Origin of the sequence: Acinetobacter calcoaceticus, assembly GCF_051947995.1 — a bacterium.
Lineage (GTDB): Bacteria > Pseudomonadota > Gammaproteobacteria > Pseudomonadales > Moraxellaceae > Acinetobacter.
The window spans coordinates 27,175-43,716 of record NZ_JBLVVH010000003.1; the positions used below are offsets into that span (position 1 = coordinate 27,175).

The window sequence follows — 16,542 nt, forward strand, 5'->3', positions numbered from 1 at the left end:
TGGTATTCATTTTGAAAATGTAAATATATAAAAATATATAGTTGTGAAATACATCATCTCGCTGCATATTGGTTATCATATAGAGAGCAAAAACGGTTAAGAGACAAAGGAGCTTTGAATGCCACGTAAGAAAGAGGTCGTTGGTGGGAATATTGTTAAATATGATGCAGTAATTCTCGGTTCTGGCCCAGCTGGCGAAGGCGCGGCAATGAAGCTTGCAAAAGCAGGTAAAAAAGTTGCAATCGTTGATGTTCGTGATCAACTCGGCGGTAACTGCGCACATGTAGGCACAATTCCAAGTAAAGCTTTGCGTCAAACAGTTTCAAGTATCATTCGTTATCAGCGTGATCCAATGTTTCAGAAAGTCGGTGAATGGAAACAATTCACCATGAAACAGGTATTACGTAATGCGCATAAAGTGATTCAACAGCAAGTTGACACGCATACACGTTTCTATGATCGCAATAAAATCGAAGTCTTTCATGGACGTGCTTATATTCAGGATAAGAACACGGTTCTGATTTTTGGTCAGGATGGTATTAAAGACACCATTATTTGCAAGCAGATTGTGATTGCAACGGGTAGCCGTCCATATCAGCCAAAAGGTCTGGATTTTAATCACCCGCGTGTATTTGATTCAGACAAGATTCTCGACCTTGATTTCGCTATCCAGAAAATCATCATTTATGGTGCAGGCGTGATCGGTTGTGAATATGCGTCAATTTTCATTGGATTAGATCATAAGGTTGATCTGATCAATACCCAGCAAAAGCTTCTAAGCTATCTGGATGATGAAATTGCCGATGCATTGTCATACCACTTACGTGAACAAGGCGTGCTGATCCGTCACAATGAACAGATCGACCGCTTAGAGACGTTTGATGATCACGTGGTTCTACATTTACTGAGTGGCAAGAAGATCAAGGCCGATGCTATTTTATGGTGTAACGGCCGTTCAGGAAATACTGATGGTTTAGGTCTTGAAAATGTAGGCTTGGTGCCAAATGGCCGTGGTCAGTTGATGGTGAATGATCAATACCAGACCGAAGCAGAAAATATTTTTGCTGCGGGTGATGTGATTGGCTGGCCGTCTTTGGCATCGGCGGCATACGACCAGGGTCGTTGCGCAGGTGCGAATATGGTCGGCGAGAAAAATGTGAAGCCAATCCGTGACGTTCCAACGGGTATTTATACCATTCCGGAGATTTCTTCGATTGGTAAGACCGAACAGGAGTTAACGGAAGAGAAAGTCCCTTACGAAGTGGGGCAGGCTTCTTTCCGTCATCTGGCGCGTGCGCAGATTACCGGTGATACGGTAGGTGAATTAAAGATTCTATTCCACCGTGATACTTTAGAAGTATTAGGTATTCATTGCTTTGGTAATAATGCTGCAGAGATTATCCACATTGGACAGGTTGTGATGCATAGCCCAAACAATACCTTGAAGTATTTTGTTGAGACCACTTTCAACTATCCAACCATGGCTGAAGCCTATCGTGTTGCAGCGTTGAATGGTATGAATCGTTTGTTCTAAGCCACCCAGTGCTTGTATGATGCAAATGCCAATCACCTTGATTGGCATTTTGCTATCTTGAGTTGAATAAAAGGGAAATATGAAAAATCAAAAAAATAATCTGATCATTGTTGCCATCGTTTTGTTGGTTGCTGCTTATTTTGGTCTGGATTTTAAGCAAAAACAAAATACTGGTGCTAGCGTTCAGACTTCCAATACAGGAAATACGGTTTCTGTCGATGATCAGCACAAGATCATGCAGGCTTATCAGCAACAACGCAGTAATGTTCAGGTGCAAGCGCAGGGCGTGGTGAAAGCGATTTTGCCTGATGATAATGATGGCTCAAGACATCAGAAAATGATTCTTAAACTGGACAATGGCTTAACCGTGCTGATTGCGCACAATATCGATTTGGCACCAAGAATTGAGGGGCTTAAAAAGGGTGAGGTCGTTGAGTTCTATGGTGAATATGAATATAGCCAGAAAGGTGGTGTCATTCACTGGACGCATCATGATCCACGCGGAAAACACATGGATGGATGGCTAAAATATCAAGGAAAAATCTATCAATAGCATTTTTCCTTGATCGGTTACTTGCAAGATAGGCGCTAAATTAGCGTGTAAGCGCCAATTTTTGACGAATTTTCCATTTAGGTAGGATGTTAGCTAAATACGCGTCCATGCACCATACAGGGCCAATCAGAAGGAATTGTAAGTCTTTAAAGAAAGAAGGCTTCTTACCTTCAACTTTATGACCATAAAATTGACCGATCCAGGCAATCACAAATACCCCGATATAGAATCCGACACCGACTGGCAAGATCACAATTAGCCATGCCATCACGGCCAATAAAGCTGCCATTGCAATTGCAAGTATCAGGTCTAAACGAGCATAAAAGACTAAAGTTAAAACCAGCAATAACGCGGTAAGTAAGATGCTAAAGTGCGCAAGGATACCAATAATCGAAAATAAGATTGCAGGTACACAAACCCAGTGAATTTTCTTGTTGGTCTGGTTTTGGTGGCTATCACTATATTCCTCAAACCATTCTTCAATTGATTTCGCAATGCGCTCCTCGCTGTATTCATTTTTATGGCTTCAATATACCGAACAAAAGAATAGGGCGTAAAGCGTTAAAAAAGATTGTCGATAAAAAATAAAAAAAGCCGCATGACGCGACTTTTTTTGAATGCTGTGGTTTAACGCTTAAGAGTTAGGACCATCAACACGTTCAATGCTGACATTACCCGTACCAGCGCTAGACATACCCAATTGCTTTGCAGCACCGTAAGATAAGTCTAATACACGGTTACCATGGAATGGGCCACGGTCGTTTACTTTCACAACAACACTTTTACCATTGTCTTTGTTAGTTACACGGATGTAACAGTTCAAAGGCAGGCTACGGTGTGCAGCAGTCATGGCATTCATATCGAATGTTTCACCGCTTGCTGTTTTACGGCCATGGAATTGACGACCGTACCATGAAGCAACGCCGCTTTGGCTGAATTTACGAACTGTGTTCGAAGCAACAGTATTCAGTTTTTCAATCACTGAAGGCTCTTCTTCAGGGATATCGATCTTTGCAGCAATCGTCTGGCGACGTACTTTGTCACCTGAACTCTCAGTGATTGAAAGACTATTAACGTTAGAGAAACGAGAATTAAAATTTTGAGAATCTTTGCTTAGAACGCGGGCAGCCAAATTAGAACCATCCACATCATTTGATAATGATGAAGACTGTACCATTTCAGCATGTAACGGGCTTAAACTTAAGCCTGCCGTCAGCGCTAGAATATATTTTAGCGAAAACTGCATTGTATAAACTCCTAGAGAACATGCTTTTCTATTTCAATAAAACTGCCTGAAATATAGTGCACATGTCTAATTATTCACTTTTGCAATTACTTTTAACTTGCGGCGATAATATTCATCGCTTACGAAGTGTGTCTAGTCTTTAACGATAAATAGTTACAAAAAGGGCAAAAACTTACAGTTTCTGGTTAAATAATAATCAATATTGTAACAAGAAATGAATTTTGCTGATTCTGTGTTCATTTTTTATTAAAAAATTATTGACTTTCCATAATCTTGTAAAAAAGCTAGCCTATCGGCTAGCTACTTCTGTACCTAATAACCATACTGCTGTCGCATACATACGGCTCTTATTGTAGGTGGTGATCACCTGAAAATTTGGATAAGTAATATAGTAAATCGGACCAAACTGATCTTGTAATTGAATCACATTGACCAGATCGAGATCATCAATTTTTACCAATGGGTTAACGGGTGTAATACCCAGTCTTTTCAGCTCGCCATAAGGCGTTGGCTGGGTGAGGTCCTTGGCAATTACACTGTCAGGATTATTGCCTGAGTAGCGTGCCGGGAAGCCAATTGGACGATCACGTTCCCAGCCATACTGAGCTAAATAGTTTGCAATTGATCCAATCGCATCAGCAGCAGAATTTCTAAGATCAATATGTCCATTTCCATCGTAATCGACCCCAAGTTTCTGAATGTTGCTTGGCATGAATTGTGGATATCCAATCGCACCTGCATAAGAACCAACGATGCTATTCGTCGGGTAACCTTCTTTATAGGTCCAGGAAATGAGCGCTGCGAGTTCATCACTAAAATAGTCGGCACGACGTGGATAGCCAAAAGCGAGCGTTGCAAGGGCATCACGTGTGATGAAAGAGCCTTTATTTGCGCCATAACCGGTTTCTACGCCGAGAATACCTAAAATCACAGCTTTAGGGACGCCATACTGCTGTTCTGCGCGATTCAGCACATCCTCATACTCGTTTTTGAAGCGAACACCACGTTGAATGGTACCTTCGACTAAAAACATCGAGCGGTATTGATACCAAGGTTTGCTTTCACCCGGGCGGGTCATGATATTTAGAATGTTAGGCAGGTTGCGCGCACCGCTCATGGCAGCATCAATTTGTTCGCTGCTTAAGCCATAAGTAGTCATGGCTTTTTGTTTAAACGCAAAGTAATTCGGGTGATTATAAAATTCATTTGCTTGTGCCCAATTACTGCTCAAGAATAAACCAGCGCTTAAAGTTAAAAATTTAAAAGTTTTATTTAAAGTAGGAAGAAACATAAGTTTATAAAATTCCTCATTATCGATGTGTATGAATAGACATAACCAGTCCAAAAGTTGACATAAGGGTAATAATTGCAGTTCCGCCATAACTCATGAACGGCAAAGGCACACCTACTACAGGTAAAATACCACTGACCATGCCTGCGTTTACAAATACATAAACAAAAAATGACAAACCAAAGGCGCCAGCCACTAAGCGACCATAGTTATGAAAGCTTTGCAGGCCAATCTGGAATGTCCTGAAAATAATTGCACAATAAAGAAGAATCAGTAAGGTAACACCAATCAGACCAAACTCTTCTGAATAGGCTGCAATAATAAAGTCAGTATGACCTTCTGGTAAAAAGTGTAAATGGGATTGTGTACCTTCAAGGAATCCTTTACCCGAAAAACCACCAGAACCAATCGCAGTTTTTGACTGAATAATATTCCAGCCTGTTCCGAGTGCATCTGCCTCAGGATTAAAAAGTGTTAATACCCGTTGACGTTGATAGTCATGCAGTAAGAATTCCCAGGCGATTGGGATAATGATTCCTGCAGCGCCTGCGGCTGCCGCAATCAATTTCCATGACAGGCCGCTGAGGAAAAGCACAAAGATCCCGCTGGCAAGGACCAGTAAAGAAGTACCTAAGTCGGGTTGTTCTGCAATAAGCAGGAAAGGCACCACAATCAGCATTAACGATAGAATAACCTGAGAGAAGCTTGGCGGCAGGGCCTTGCGTGACAAGAACCAGGCCACCATCATTGGCATGCCGATTTTCATAAACTCACTCGGCTGCACACTACCAAAGCCGGGAATGTCAATCCAGCGTTGTGCACCCATACGCACTTCACCAAAGACCATCACGGCAATCAGGCACAAGACACCGAATACATAAAAGTAAGGTGAGAATGCCTGATAGACTTTGGGTGGAATCTGGGCCAAACCAAACATCACGGCAAAACCGATCCCGAAACTCATCGCCTGTTTGGTAACAAGCCCCACATCTTGTGCAGATGCACTATATAAAACAGTGAGTCCGAGTATGGCATTGAGGATCAAAAACAGACAGAGCCAAGGATCAAGGTGAAGTTGTTGCCAACGAGAAAGTTGATTGGCTGTGCTCAAGCCATCACGTGGTGCTTGACGCAAAAATTTGTATTGTGAGCTTGGAGACATGCGATTCTAAATCAAGTAAATCAACGCTTCGCGCATGCTAACATAATCGTCGGTTTAGACAATGCAAATTTAGAAATTGTGACATTTATAAGCGCTTAATTTTGCATAAAATCGGCATAAAAAAAGCGACGATTTTACAATCGTCGCTTTCTTCAGGGGTAAAGCTTATTTTTGAACCAATAACTGATCAAAGTGTTTGGTGAAGACTTCGAGTTCGACCTGGCTTAGGCTTGGGATTAATTTCTTGATCACGATATGAACTGCGGTTTCAACACCACTGGTTGCTACACTGGCAACGCCACGTTTAACCATACCGAGGCCAAGTGTCTTGTTATATTCAGTCATAAAGTGGTGAATTAAGGCATCAGCAAATGTCTTGAACTGTTGAGTTAAGGCATCACGCTGCTCTTTACCATTTCCGGCAGCCACTTCAGCAAAGCTCTTTTTCATGTCAGCCACAAGACTATCAGGTAATGCGGTACCGATACGTTGTTTACCTTCATTGTCAATGAACAGGCTCTTTTCCATAAAGGCTAAAGATTCACGCACCTGTTCATTTGAAGCTTTGCCTAAAAGCTGTTTCATGAGCGTTTCGACAATGCCGCGAATTTTAATCGCTAGCCCTTCGGTGGTATCCCGTTTATCACTTGGTGGAAATTGCTGAACCAGGTGAACCAACATGGTGTCAATTAACTCATCAGTAAGCTGTAGAGAAATTTTGTCACGTAAAGGGTATTGAGGCTCTTTACTGTCACGATTGGCTTGTGCAAGCTGAATGTCCTGACTCAAACTTGCTGACGGAAGAATACCGAAATAACTGGTCATTGAAGAACGTCCTCTATATATCAAATTTATTCGTTTTATTGTCGTGCCAAGCGAATTGGCTCGGGCATCCATGACAAATCTGATACTCGGCATGGGTTAATGTCCAAGCCCCCGCGGCGAGTATAAGTTGCATAGACCATCAGTTTTTCTGGTTGCAAAAGTTGCCAGATATCGGCAAATATTTGCTCAACACATTGCTCATGGAAACCATTATGCTGACGGTACGAGATAATATAAGCTAAAACGCTGCGATAACAAGGCTTTTTACCTTGCAAACGAATAAAAACCGTACCCCAGTCCGGTTGACCTGTGACTGGGCAGTTACTTCTTAAAAGATGAGAGTAAAGTTCAATTTCTACGTTTTCTCCGGCTGCAGCATCTAACTGTAACAATGTCGAATCCGGATGTTCGGAAAGACGCTCAGGAATCAAATCATCAATGCAAATGCCTTGTGGTTTTGAAATTTCCAAATCATCGACATGGAACAGGTTTAATTCAACTTTTGCACCTGCTGCTTTTGACAGGTCCTGCTCAACTGTAGCAATAAAGGCTTGTTTCGAATCAAATTGCGTGAAGTTCATGCTATTGAAATACAGCTTAAGTGATTTCGATTCAATTAAGTTTGGTGAGCTGGCTGGCAGGGTTAAACGGCCAATCGCGACCTGAGGCAAACCTAACTGATTTAACCATGAAATTTCAAAAACATGCCACCAGTCTTTGCCTTGAGTAATGCCTTCAATATGCGCATATTGTTGACGAGACTCAGCACGGGCAATTGGAAATAAAACTTCCGGTTGATATTGAGTCGGGTATTGGGTGTCTTTACCCAATAAAGAAAGTTCAACACTCATTCACGCATTCCTGAACCACGAGCTAATAAATGATAGGCAATTGCATAGAGGACAACACAGCACAGGGTTACAACACCTAAAGAGAAAGCAACATTGACGTCACTGTGCCCTAAAATGCCATAACGGAAGGCATTGACCATATACACAATCGGATTAACTAAAGAGACGTTTTGCCAAAAAGGACTTAATGCACTGATGGCATAGAACACACCACCTAAGTAGGTGAGCGGGGTCAATACGAAAGTCGGGATAATGGAAATATCATCGAAAGACTTCGCATATACGGCATTAATAAAGCCACCCAGAGAAAATAATAATGAAGTAATAATGACGGTGTAGATCGTCACAAATAAATTATAAATTTCTAAATGGGTAAAGAATAAACTCATGATGGTCACAATCAGGCCAACCAGAACGCCACGGCTGACACCACCAATCACATAACCCCACAGGATTAAGTGCAGTGGCACGGGACTCATAATCAGTTCTTCAATACTTTTCTGGAATTTTGCACTAAAGAAACTCGAAGAAACGTTGGCATAACTATTGGTAATGACAGCCATCATGATCAAACCGGGCACGATGAACTGCATATAGCTAAAGCCACCCATTTCGCCAATACGTGAACCGACCAGATTTCCGAAGATCACAAAGTACAAACTCATGGTGATCGCTGGTGGCAGCAAGGTTTGTGGCCAGATGCGCATAAAGCGACGAATTTCTTTAACAACTAAAGTCCAGAGTGCAGTTTTTAATTGACTGAAGTTCATTCATTCGCTCCTGCAAGATTTTTCTCGACCATTTTCACGAATAACTCTTCCAGACGATTGGATTTATTCCGCATACTGTTTACTTGAATGTTCTGAGACTGCAATAACAGGAACAGGTCATTCATACTGTGTGCTTTATCCATGGTGACTTCGAGGGTCACAGGATCAATCAGATTAAATTTGAAGCCAATAATATTCAGATCAAAACCACTAATCGGTTCAGCCAGATCACAAATGAATGATTCTTCATTCAACTGATTAAGGAAGCCTTTCATGGTGGTATCTTCTTTAATCACACCACGATCGATAATCGCAATACGACGACACAACATTTCTGCTTCTTCTAGATAGTGTGTGGTCAGAATGATGGAGGTACCGTTGTCATTCATTTCGGTAAGAAAGTCCCACATCGAACGGCGCAATTCAATATCAACACCTGCGGTTGGCTCATCCAGAATCAGCAGCTTCGGCTCGTGCATCATGGCACGTGCAATCATCAAACGGCGTTTCATACCGCCTGAAAGCATACGTGATTGAATATTACGCTTTTCCCATAGGCCAAGCTTTTCTAGATAATGTTCGGCACGTTGTTCTGCCACTTTTTTAGGAATGCCGTAATAACCGGCCTGGGTCACTAGAATATCGAAGGTTTTTTCGAATTGACCAAAGTTAAATTCTTGAGGAACAACACCAAGACATTGTTTTGCTTGAGAAGGATGGGTATCTAAGTTATGTCCAAAAATCTCAACTGAACCAGATGTTTTTTTGGCTAAAGAGCTAATGATACTGATCGTAGTCGATTTTCCTGCACCATTAGGGCCTAATAATGCATAAAACTCACCCTCAGGCACGGTTAAATTAATACCTTTTAACGCCTGAAAACCATTACGATAAGTTTTGGACAAATCGCTCAACACCAAAGCATCAGTCATAAACGTCTCACGTTGTTAAATAGAACGGGTATTTTGAGCGATATGAAAAAATAAACCAAGTAGAAAAATAGGTTTATGGCGTGTTAAAAACAGAACGTTGTGTATTCAAGACAATTTAAAAGTGAATTGAAGCTTTTTTATCTAATTATTGCGTTCAAAAGTAATAAGATAGTTATAAAACACCTAAAATTGTTGTTTTAATAAGCAAGAAACATTTTTGTTTAAGCCTACATATTTACCAATATGTTTTTTTTGCCTATGATGTGGCACGCATGCGCTCATAGCTCAACTGGATAGAGTACAGGTCTCCGAAGCCTGTGGCGTGGGTTCGAGTCCCGCTGAGCGCACCAAATTTACATTTTAAGACTAAAAAAATTACTCATATATTATATCTATTCAATCAGTTAACTCTTAATACTTATCATCAATTTTAGCTATCCAGCTTTTTCCTTATGATAATTTTACAGTCCACAGGTAAATTACTCTATTGATAACCGCTACAACCTAAAACATCAGTGTGTTGGATAAAACATGGATAAGAAAATATTAATATTAAGTTTGCTTCTAAGTGCAGGTTGTACGGATTCTTATAAAAAGGTCGCAGATATTGAAAGATCAGATTATCTGGCGATGACTACTTTTGTGGATAGACTTTCTAAACAATTGGTTGATCTTGATACTCAGGTTCGGGCTGATAAGAATCAGGTGAGATTTAATGATATAGATGCCAACTCAAGTTATTTTTTCTTGCCAGAGGAGCATTGGCTAGATATTAAAGTATCAAAACGACCCGATCTCGAAAGTTGGAGCGAGGTCGTTGTCTCTTCAAGATATCCGAATGATTATCAGGCTTCAAAAAATGAGGCATTAAAATATTGTCGGGATTTATTGAAACTTGCGAATCCCAATTTTGCTGATGTATTTAATCAACTATCCAAAGAGTTTGAGACATCGTCACAAGGGCAAAAATACAATAGCTTGTTAAAAACAGAAGGGCTATATCTGATTGTACTAGATGGAGAACCTTTTGAAAGAGGTGCTCCATTTGTATGTTCAGTCACTCAAAGCTCATAAATGATTCATCAAATCTTTATTGATTATGATAAATGCTGTACAGAATAATTAATCAGTTTTAAGGTTTGGTTCAATTGGCTTGGCGGAATCCGTGATTCCTGCAATGATGTAATCCATTGCATTTGACAAGCTTTCAGCTGATTTAATGAATTAATCGACTGAATTTTTTGTATTAGCGGGCGAGCCATCAGACCACAATAACTGCTTAGAGTCTGAATCATGACCTGCTGGATTTCAACAAACGCAAGTTTTTCCAGTTCAAGCATTTCTTCAACTGCAGGTGCTGGTCGAATTATGTGCTTTTCTTGAACTGGCACCGATTGAGTAGATAGGGCCTCATCAAAAGCAGGCATTTTTAACGTTGTTTGGCTTTGTTCTTTATTTATGGGTAAGGACTGGTGTTGTGCCAATAGCCCCATATCCATCAGTTGCTGCACCAGTTCGGTGGGTGCGATCCGTTGCCTATACTCCTGATCAAGCTCTTTAAAATCTTCGTGATCAATTAGAAGTAATAAACGACGTTGGCGGGCAGTTAAAGCAATACTGCGTTGTTGTAATGCATTCTGGCCAAGTTCAGTTTTAAAAAAATGTGACATCTCTTAATTTCCCCCTAATCAAGATAAGACGGAAATTAAGATAGAGTTAAAAAATGACAGTAATATTAACAATTTATTAAATGTTACTGCCTTTTAAAATCAAGAGCAAAGACTGTTAAGCTGTTTTGGCTTTGAGTTTATTTGACTCATTTTGCTTCTAAGGCTTTGCGTAAATACGGGTCCAGATCTTCCTGACGCATCAACCATTGAATATAGTCGGCAGGAAGGTCCTGAATGGCCGTTCCTTTATGTTTGCCAAAGGTGATACTTTTAGGAATGCGTGCCTGTTCTGAGGCAACATAGAGTTGTTCAATATCTTGAATATTCAGCTGATGAATAATATGCATCAGGATATTGGCGGTTAAGATAATGTCGGCATCGGCACGATGTGCACCTTTAAGCATTTCACGCGCTTTATCGCTACCTTTAGAAATCAGATAGATGAGGGCGGAGATATTGTGTGCTTCAGCATTTTCCCAGACATGGCGTGCAAGGGCTAAAGTACAGATTGGCTTTAATTGAGATACATCGACACCACAACGGGCAATAGCGGCAATATCATAGTCAACGTTATGACCAATAATATAGATGGTTTGAGTTGGAAGCTGGAACTCATTATAAAAAGGTTGTCCCTCCAGATCAGACTCTAAAATATGGTGCACTGCCATGGCAGCATAAGAAATCGGTTGTCCAACCTGATAAAGCTGATCAAAAATCTGCTTTTTATCCAGACTGAGTTTTCCATTTTCGATTTCAATCGGAGCGTAGGCAATTTCAATCGGCAAACCATTCAAGGTATGTGTTTCTGTATCTAGGATAATGGCTTGCATGAAAGTCGACCTGAGCTGAGTGGAGAATGCCAATATCTTACAAGAAATTTATTTGAAACAGGGGTGAATCAGCCAAGGTCACTTTATTTTTTTTAACATAAAATTGAGTTTGGATAAATTAACATCGAAAATGGAAAAAATACTTGAACAATTTGTTATTAAGCGCATTCTTATGGAAGTAATTGCCTTAGTAAAAAAAATACTAAGTATTAAAATGAAAAAGAAAATGGTTAAGGGATAACTGTATGAATATGAAATTATTATCAATTGCGATGTTGAGTTCGAGCCTGTTGTTGACGGCATGTGGTGGCGGTGATGGGGGGAATACAACCTATACACCGAAACCCGAAGTTCCTGAGAATAATATTAAAGATCCGGTTGTGGGGGTTCCAGTAGCATATACCAAAACAGATTTTAGCGCAGTAGCTACTGAAAGTTCCGTACTCACCTATAAAATGTTGGGACAGAATGGTAAGGAAACGATGGCAACCAGCCTGTTGTTTGTTCCAGGCGGGCCAACACCTCCAGGCGGATGGAAAATTGTTGCATGGGCACATGGTACAACAGGGGTGGCAGATCAATGTGCGCCAAGTCGTAATGTAACTAACCCTTACATTCAAAGTATGATTACGCAATTGCTTGCTGCTGGTTACGTGGTAGTTGCGCCTGATTATGAAGGCTTGGGAGAACCAAGCGGCCGAGAATTGCATCCCTTCTTGAATGTTAAGAGTGAGGCATTCTCTATTACAGATGCAGTAGTTGCTGCACGATATTATTTGGCAGGACAAGGTAAAACTGTATCACGTCAATGGATGACGGTAGGGCATTCACAAGGTGGGCAAGCGGCATTAGGGGCAGCACAATATCAAAGCCGTGCCAAGCTGGATTATAAAGGAACGATTGCTGTTGCACCTGCATCTAATTTGGCAGCTATTTTGGTTAATGGTAATGCATCCGTTGAAAATGCACCTTTACCACAAAAAATTGAAATGTATGCGCAACTGGATACATTTACTGCCTTAATTACCGCTGGACTAAGAAATCTTGAACCAAGCTTTAGCTATTCAAATGTATTCCAGTCGCCAACGGATGGGATCGCTAAGAATGCAGAAACGGATTGCTTTGATGTGCTAGGTAAAAAGTTTGGAGCCGCCATGTTGGATTATGCTGGCAAAAACAATAATAGTTTAACCAATTACCCTCGCACACAAACCAATTTCATGGCTGTGCCATTGGTGAAAACATTTTTGGAAAAAGATTCACAACCCGCTCAAGTGAAGTTGAATCAGCCTGTCACGATTTATCAAGGTGCACAAGATACTACCGTTCCTAAAGCGGCAACGGATGCACTTGTTGCGCTAGCACAGAATAAAGGCTCCAAAATCCAATATCTTACTAGTGCCGAATGGGATCACGGTACAGCTTATGTCTTGAATATCGGGAATATTGTCAATGATGTAAAAACTGCGATGCCTGCGAATAATTAAGTCAGTATCCTGACAAGCCCAATCGGTGTATCACGATGATTGGGCTTGTTTCATCAATTTTTAATGATCTGGGTTTCCCAACCATCATATTCTGCATTAAATTGCTGGGCCAATTTCCAGAGTTGTAGGGTACATGCATCGATAGACTGTAGGTCTACATGATCAATTCTGGAAATCTGTAACTGATAGGGATGATGTGCTTGCTCCGCAAGGTATGTTTGACTCACTACTTCAAAACCTAAGCCATTAACGGCATTCAAAAAATTTGTACTGTCATTTTCATTCTGAAAATAAATCCAGTGATCTACAGGTCGGGCAAGCTCAAGATTGTCTCCGTGACTTTGAAGGTTCTCAATGACCGCTCTATTGGAAATCGATTGCATGCTTTCTTCACAGGGATACATATAATCCAAATAGGTTGACCAGTTTGAATCGCTCTCTTGACTGAATCGATAGCTATAATCTGGAAACCTTTGCATGATGTGATCAATGCTATGTTCGACATCTATTCCATCCTGAGCATAGAAATAAAATGTTCTCAAGTGATTATGGGTTAAACGTCCTACATAAAGTATCGGATGGTGATTTGTAAGTGCGGGAATGATTTGATCTTCCATCTCGGCCAGATGATCGAACTCTTCACTGGAAGATAATCCATCTTCTCTTGAGTCATTCATTTGTATTTCTATCCAGACTAGGATTGATCTTTCTGGTAGGGGTGCAACTTCTGCTAAAGCCAGATTTAAGAAATAACTGGCAGGCTGCTCATCTATTTGGCACATATAAAAATTCCAATTTTCAGGAACTTCTAATATTGGATTCTCAGTGGAGTTGTGTGGTGTACGATTTTTCTTCGAAAGAAATTTGTCAATAAATCCCATTTGCATATCCTTTTTTATTTGATTGATAGAATAGCAAGCAAGATCAGTAAAATTCACCAAGAATTTAATCAATATCAATCTGTGAAAAGGCAAACTTCGTGCTACAATACGCACCAATCTTTAGCACGGCTTAAAAGCCCTAATTTATAGGACCCTCCGCTAATGTTTGCCAATATTTCTATTGCTGAATTTGATCCAGAATTAGCTCAAGCGATTGCTTCTGAAGGCGTACGCCAAGAAGCGCATATTGAGTTAATTGCATCTGAAAACTATTGTTCACCAGCTGTGATGGAAGCACAGGGATCAAAACTTACTAACAAATATGCAGAAGGCTATCCTGGCAAACGCTACTACGGCGGTTGTGAATATGTTGACGTGATCGAGCAACTTGCAATTGATCGCGCAAAAGAATTATTCGGCGCTGATTACGCAAACGTTCAACCACACGCTGGTTCTCAAGCGAACTCGGCTGTTTACCTTGCGCTTCTTAACCCGGGCGATACCGTATTGGGTATGAGCTTGGCGCACGGTGGTCACTTGACTCACGGTGCTAAAGTAAGCTTCTCTGGTAAGACGTATAATGCAATCCAGTATGGTTTAAACCCAGAAACGGGTGAAATCGATTATGAAGAAGTTGAACGTCTAGCATTAGAGCATAAGCCACGCATGATCGTTGCGGGTTTCTCTGCGTATAGCCAAGTTGTAGACTGGCAGCGTTTCCGTGACATTGCTGACAAAGTAGGTGCGTATCTGTTTGTTGATATGGCTCACGTTGCAGGTCTTGTTGCTGCTGGCGTATATCCAAACCCGGTACAAATCGCAGACGTAACCACTACAACGACGCATAAAACGCTTCGTGGTCCACGTTCAGGCTTGATCCTTGCTAAAGCAAACGAAGAAATCGAGAAAAAACTTCAATCGGCTGTATTCCCGGGCAACCAAGGTGGTCCGTTGATGCATGCGATTGCTGCAAAAGCAATCTGCTTCAAAGAAGCAATGTCTGCTGAATTCAAAACTTACCAACAGCAAGTTGTGAAGAATGCGCAGGCGATGGCTGAAGTATTAATCGCACGTGGTTATGATGTTGTGTCTGGCGGTACAGAAAACCATTTATTCTTGTTGTCTTTAATCAAACAAGACGTAACGGGTAAAGACGCTGATGCATGGTTAGGTGCAGCGCATATCACTGTAAACAAAAACGCGGTTCCAAATGACCCTCGTTCACCATTTGTGACTTCTGGTATCCGTATTGGTACACCAGCAGTGACCACACGTGGTTTTGGTGAAGCTGAAGTTCGTGAACTTGCTGGCTGGATCGCTGACGTGATCGATAGCAAAGGTGACGAAAAAGTGATTGCTGACGTGAAAGCAAAAGTTGAAGCAGTTTGTGCAAAATTCCCTGTATATGCAAAATAATTTGTATATCTAAAAGAAAGCGCCGTCAGGCGCTTTTTTTATGGATAAAGAAAACCTAAATGTATCCATTCTTCTAGTCCTACAGCATCACATTGGTGCTTTCTTTTTAAAAGTGCACGCTGAACAGTCCAAAAATGATCATTTTGGTATTACGAATATGAAAAATCGTATTACTAATCTGGCATGTCTTTTGCTTCATAACAATATAGCTAAAGTTGTCTAGGGTTCCGGTGTATCCACAGGAGACATGACTGGTCCGAGAGATAACGGTTCGATAGAACTACACGGAGGGATAAAAGCCCGGGAGGTCAGGCATTTTGCCATAACGAGGTTAAGCATCCGCAAGAGGTTTGTTATGAATCAATCGTTCTATCACGACAATAAAGTACTGTGGGAAGAAACATTACCCGGTGGTCATCACTGGTCTGCTCGCATCCAGCGCGGTGCAGTCTTACAACTGGAAGCGCTGGGGCATCATGCCAATGTGTCTTTGTTCTGTGTCAATGCTGATGACAAACTTGAGCGTTTTAATATGCCTGATAGTCTGAAAGCACAACATACGGCATTTCTTTCGACAGGGCATGTTTTGTATTCTGATCTGGGTCGTGTGATGGCCTCCATTATTCAAGATGAACATGGCTGGAATGATGTGTTTTGCGGTCCCAGTACCGCACAGCAAATTGCACAACAGTTTGGCAAGAAAAACTTTCAGGATGCACGTAATGACATGCATCAAAATGGTCTGGATAGTTTATTGGTTGAACTGACCAAGTTTGGTTTAGGTCAGGCGGATCTGAGTGCGACGGTAAATTTATTTTCAAAAGTCCAGCCTGATGATCAAGGGCGATTAAGCTATGTCGCTGACGATAATCAACAACAAAAGATCGAACTGCGCTTTGAAATGGATTGTCTAGTCTTTCTTTCTGCGGCACCACATCCACTGGATTCATCCACACCTTATCAGCCTTCCGATATCCAGCTTCGCCTATTCAAAGCCCATGCCTTAACCGAACAGGATATCTGTCGGGATTCATGTGCTCAAAATCAGCGCGGTTTTGCCAATAACACACGCTATTACGCATTGTCGAATTAAG

General features: G+C 41.1%; 17 protein-coding genes, 1 tRNA gene and 1 riboswitch. Of the genes, 7 read left to right on the forward strand and 11 right to left on the reverse strand.

The features are described from left to right. Positions 1-118 precede the first annotated feature (118 nt). Together sthA and ACNQO6_RS05975 are read left to right on the forward strand one after the other, a co-directional pair. A complete protein-coding gene (sthA, locus tag ACNQO6_RS05970) occupies positions 119-1,534 on the forward strand; it encodes a Si-specific NAD(P)(+) transhydrogenase (protein WP_343580897.1) in 1,416 nt (471 codons plus the stop codon). A 79-nt stretch (positions 1,535-1,613) separates the two neighbouring features. Continuing rightward, positions 1,614-2,087 (forward strand): DUF3465 domain-containing protein, encoded by a 474-nt coding sequence (locus ACNQO6_RS05975; RefSeq protein WP_440208381.1) that lies wholly within the window; start codon positions 1,614-1,616, stop codon positions 2,085-2,087. A gap of 40 nt (positions 2,088-2,127) precedes the next feature. Here the strand turns inward: ACNQO6_RS05975 and ACNQO6_RS05980 are convergent, their stop codons facing one another. The 8 genes from ACNQO6_RS05980 to ACNQO6_RS06015 form a co-directional block, all read right to left on the reverse strand. Next, the gene (locus ACNQO6_RS05980) at positions 2,128-2,583 is read right to left on the reverse strand and encodes an Mpo1 family 2-hydroxy fatty acid dioxygenase (protein WP_440208709.1); all 456 of its coding nucleotides are present in this window, start codon (positions 2,581-2,583) and stop codon (positions 2,128-2,130) included. A 138-nt stretch (positions 2,584-2,721) separates the two neighbouring features. Further along, a complete protein-coding gene (locus ACNQO6_RS05985) occupies positions 2,722-3,333 on the reverse strand; it encodes a septal ring lytic transglycosylase RlpA family protein (RefSeq protein ID WP_004772666.1) in 612 nt (203 codons plus the stop codon). A 289-nt stretch (positions 3,334-3,622) separates the two neighbouring features. Next, positions 3,623-4,624, reverse strand: a complete 1,002-nt coding sequence (mltB, locus tag ACNQO6_RS05990; RefSeq protein WP_069578397.1) for a lytic murein transglycosylase B — start codon at positions 4,622-4,624, stop codon at positions 3,623-3,625. A gap of 19 nt (positions 4,625-4,643) precedes the next feature. Continuing rightward, a complete protein-coding gene (rodA, locus tag ACNQO6_RS05995; RefSeq protein WP_004772663.1) occupies positions 4,644-5,786 on the reverse strand; it encodes a rod shape-determining protein RodA in 1,143 nt (380 codons plus the stop codon). Positions 5,787-5,951: 165 nt separating this feature from the next. Further along, complete coding sequence (locus tag ACNQO6_RS06000) at positions 5,952-6,611, reverse strand: hypothetical protein (RefSeq protein WP_343580891.1); 660 nt, start codon at positions 6,609-6,611, stop codon at positions 5,952-5,954. A 35-nt stretch (positions 6,612-6,646) separates the two neighbouring features. Further along, entirely contained in the window at positions 6,647-7,462 is an 816-nt protein-coding gene (gene queF, locus ACNQO6_RS06005; protein WP_440208382.1) for an NADPH-dependent 7-cyano-7-deazaguanine reductase QueF, read from the reverse strand. Beyond that, positions 7,459-8,232: an ABC transporter permease gene (locus tag ACNQO6_RS06010; protein WP_004772656.1), complete on the reverse strand. Its 774-nt coding sequence runs from the start codon at positions 8,230-8,232 to the stop codon at positions 7,459-7,461. Before ACNQO6_RS06010 ends, queF begins: the two co-directional genes overlap by 4 nt. Beyond that, entirely contained in the window at positions 8,229-9,164 is a 936-nt protein-coding gene (locus ACNQO6_RS06015) for an ABC transporter ATP-binding protein (RefSeq protein ID WP_005230992.1), read from the reverse strand. The genes ACNQO6_RS06010 and ACNQO6_RS06015 overlap by 4 nt, the downstream gene beginning before the upstream one ends. A 274-nt stretch (positions 9,165-9,438) precedes the next feature. Here ACNQO6_RS06015 and ACNQO6_RS06020 point away from each other — a divergent pair. Next, positions 9,439-9,514, forward strand: a tRNA-Arg gene (locus ACNQO6_RS06020). 181 nt (positions 9,515-9,695) lie between these two features. Next, positions 9,696-10,238: a hypothetical protein gene (locus tag ACNQO6_RS06025; protein ID WP_440208383.1), complete on the forward strand. Its 543-nt coding sequence runs from the start codon at positions 9,696-9,698 to the stop codon at positions 10,236-10,238. Between the two features lie 23 nt (positions 10,239-10,261). Here the strand turns inward: ACNQO6_RS06025 and ACNQO6_RS06030 are convergent, their stop codons facing one another. Both ACNQO6_RS06030 and ACNQO6_RS06035 read right to left on the reverse strand, forming a co-directional pair. Continuing rightward, on the reverse strand, positions 10,262-10,834 hold the full coding sequence (locus ACNQO6_RS06030) for a hypothetical protein (RefSeq protein WP_440208384.1): 573 nt from the start codon (positions 10,832-10,834) through the stop codon (positions 10,262-10,264). Positions 10,835-10,980: 146 nt separating this feature from the next. Further along, entirely contained in the window at positions 10,981-11,664 is a 684-nt protein-coding gene (locus tag ACNQO6_RS06035) for a putative quorum-sensing-regulated virulence factor (RefSeq protein ID WP_440208385.1), read from the reverse strand. 245 nt (positions 11,665-11,909) lie between these two features. On the opposite strand from ACNQO6_RS06035, the gene ACNQO6_RS06040 reads away from it, so the two are divergent. Beyond that, a complete protein-coding gene (locus ACNQO6_RS06040) occupies positions 11,910-13,151 on the forward strand; it encodes an alpha/beta hydrolase family protein (RefSeq protein ID WP_440208386.1) in 1,242 nt (413 codons plus the stop codon). Between the two features lie 53 nt (positions 13,152-13,204). On the opposite strand, the gene ACNQO6_RS06045 is transcribed toward ACNQO6_RS06040, so the two are convergent. Then, complete coding sequence (locus ACNQO6_RS06045) at positions 13,205-14,032, reverse strand: DUF695 domain-containing protein (RefSeq protein WP_440208387.1); 828 nt, start codon at positions 14,030-14,032, stop codon at positions 13,205-13,207. A 162-nt stretch (positions 14,033-14,194) separates the two neighbouring features. Between ACNQO6_RS06045 and glyA the strand changes: the two genes are divergently transcribed. Continuing rightward, positions 14,195-15,448 carry a serine hydroxymethyltransferase gene (glyA, locus tag ACNQO6_RS06050; RefSeq protein WP_262764179.1) on the forward strand — a complete coding sequence of 418 codons (1,254 nt, stop codon included), beginning with the start codon at positions 14,195-14,197 and terminating at the stop codon, positions 15,446-15,448. A gap of 208 nt (positions 15,449-15,656) precedes the next feature. Beyond that, a riboswitch (guanidine-I (ykkC/yxkD leader) is annotated at positions 15,657-15,757 on the forward strand. A gap of 46 nt (positions 15,758-15,803) precedes the next feature. Beyond that, the gene (locus ACNQO6_RS06055) at positions 15,804-16,541 is read left to right on the forward strand and encodes an urea amidolyase associated protein UAAP1 (RefSeq protein ID WP_343580884.1); all 738 of its coding nucleotides are present in this window, start codon (positions 15,804-15,806) and stop codon (positions 16,539-16,541) included. Position 16,542: the final 1 nt, after the last annotated feature.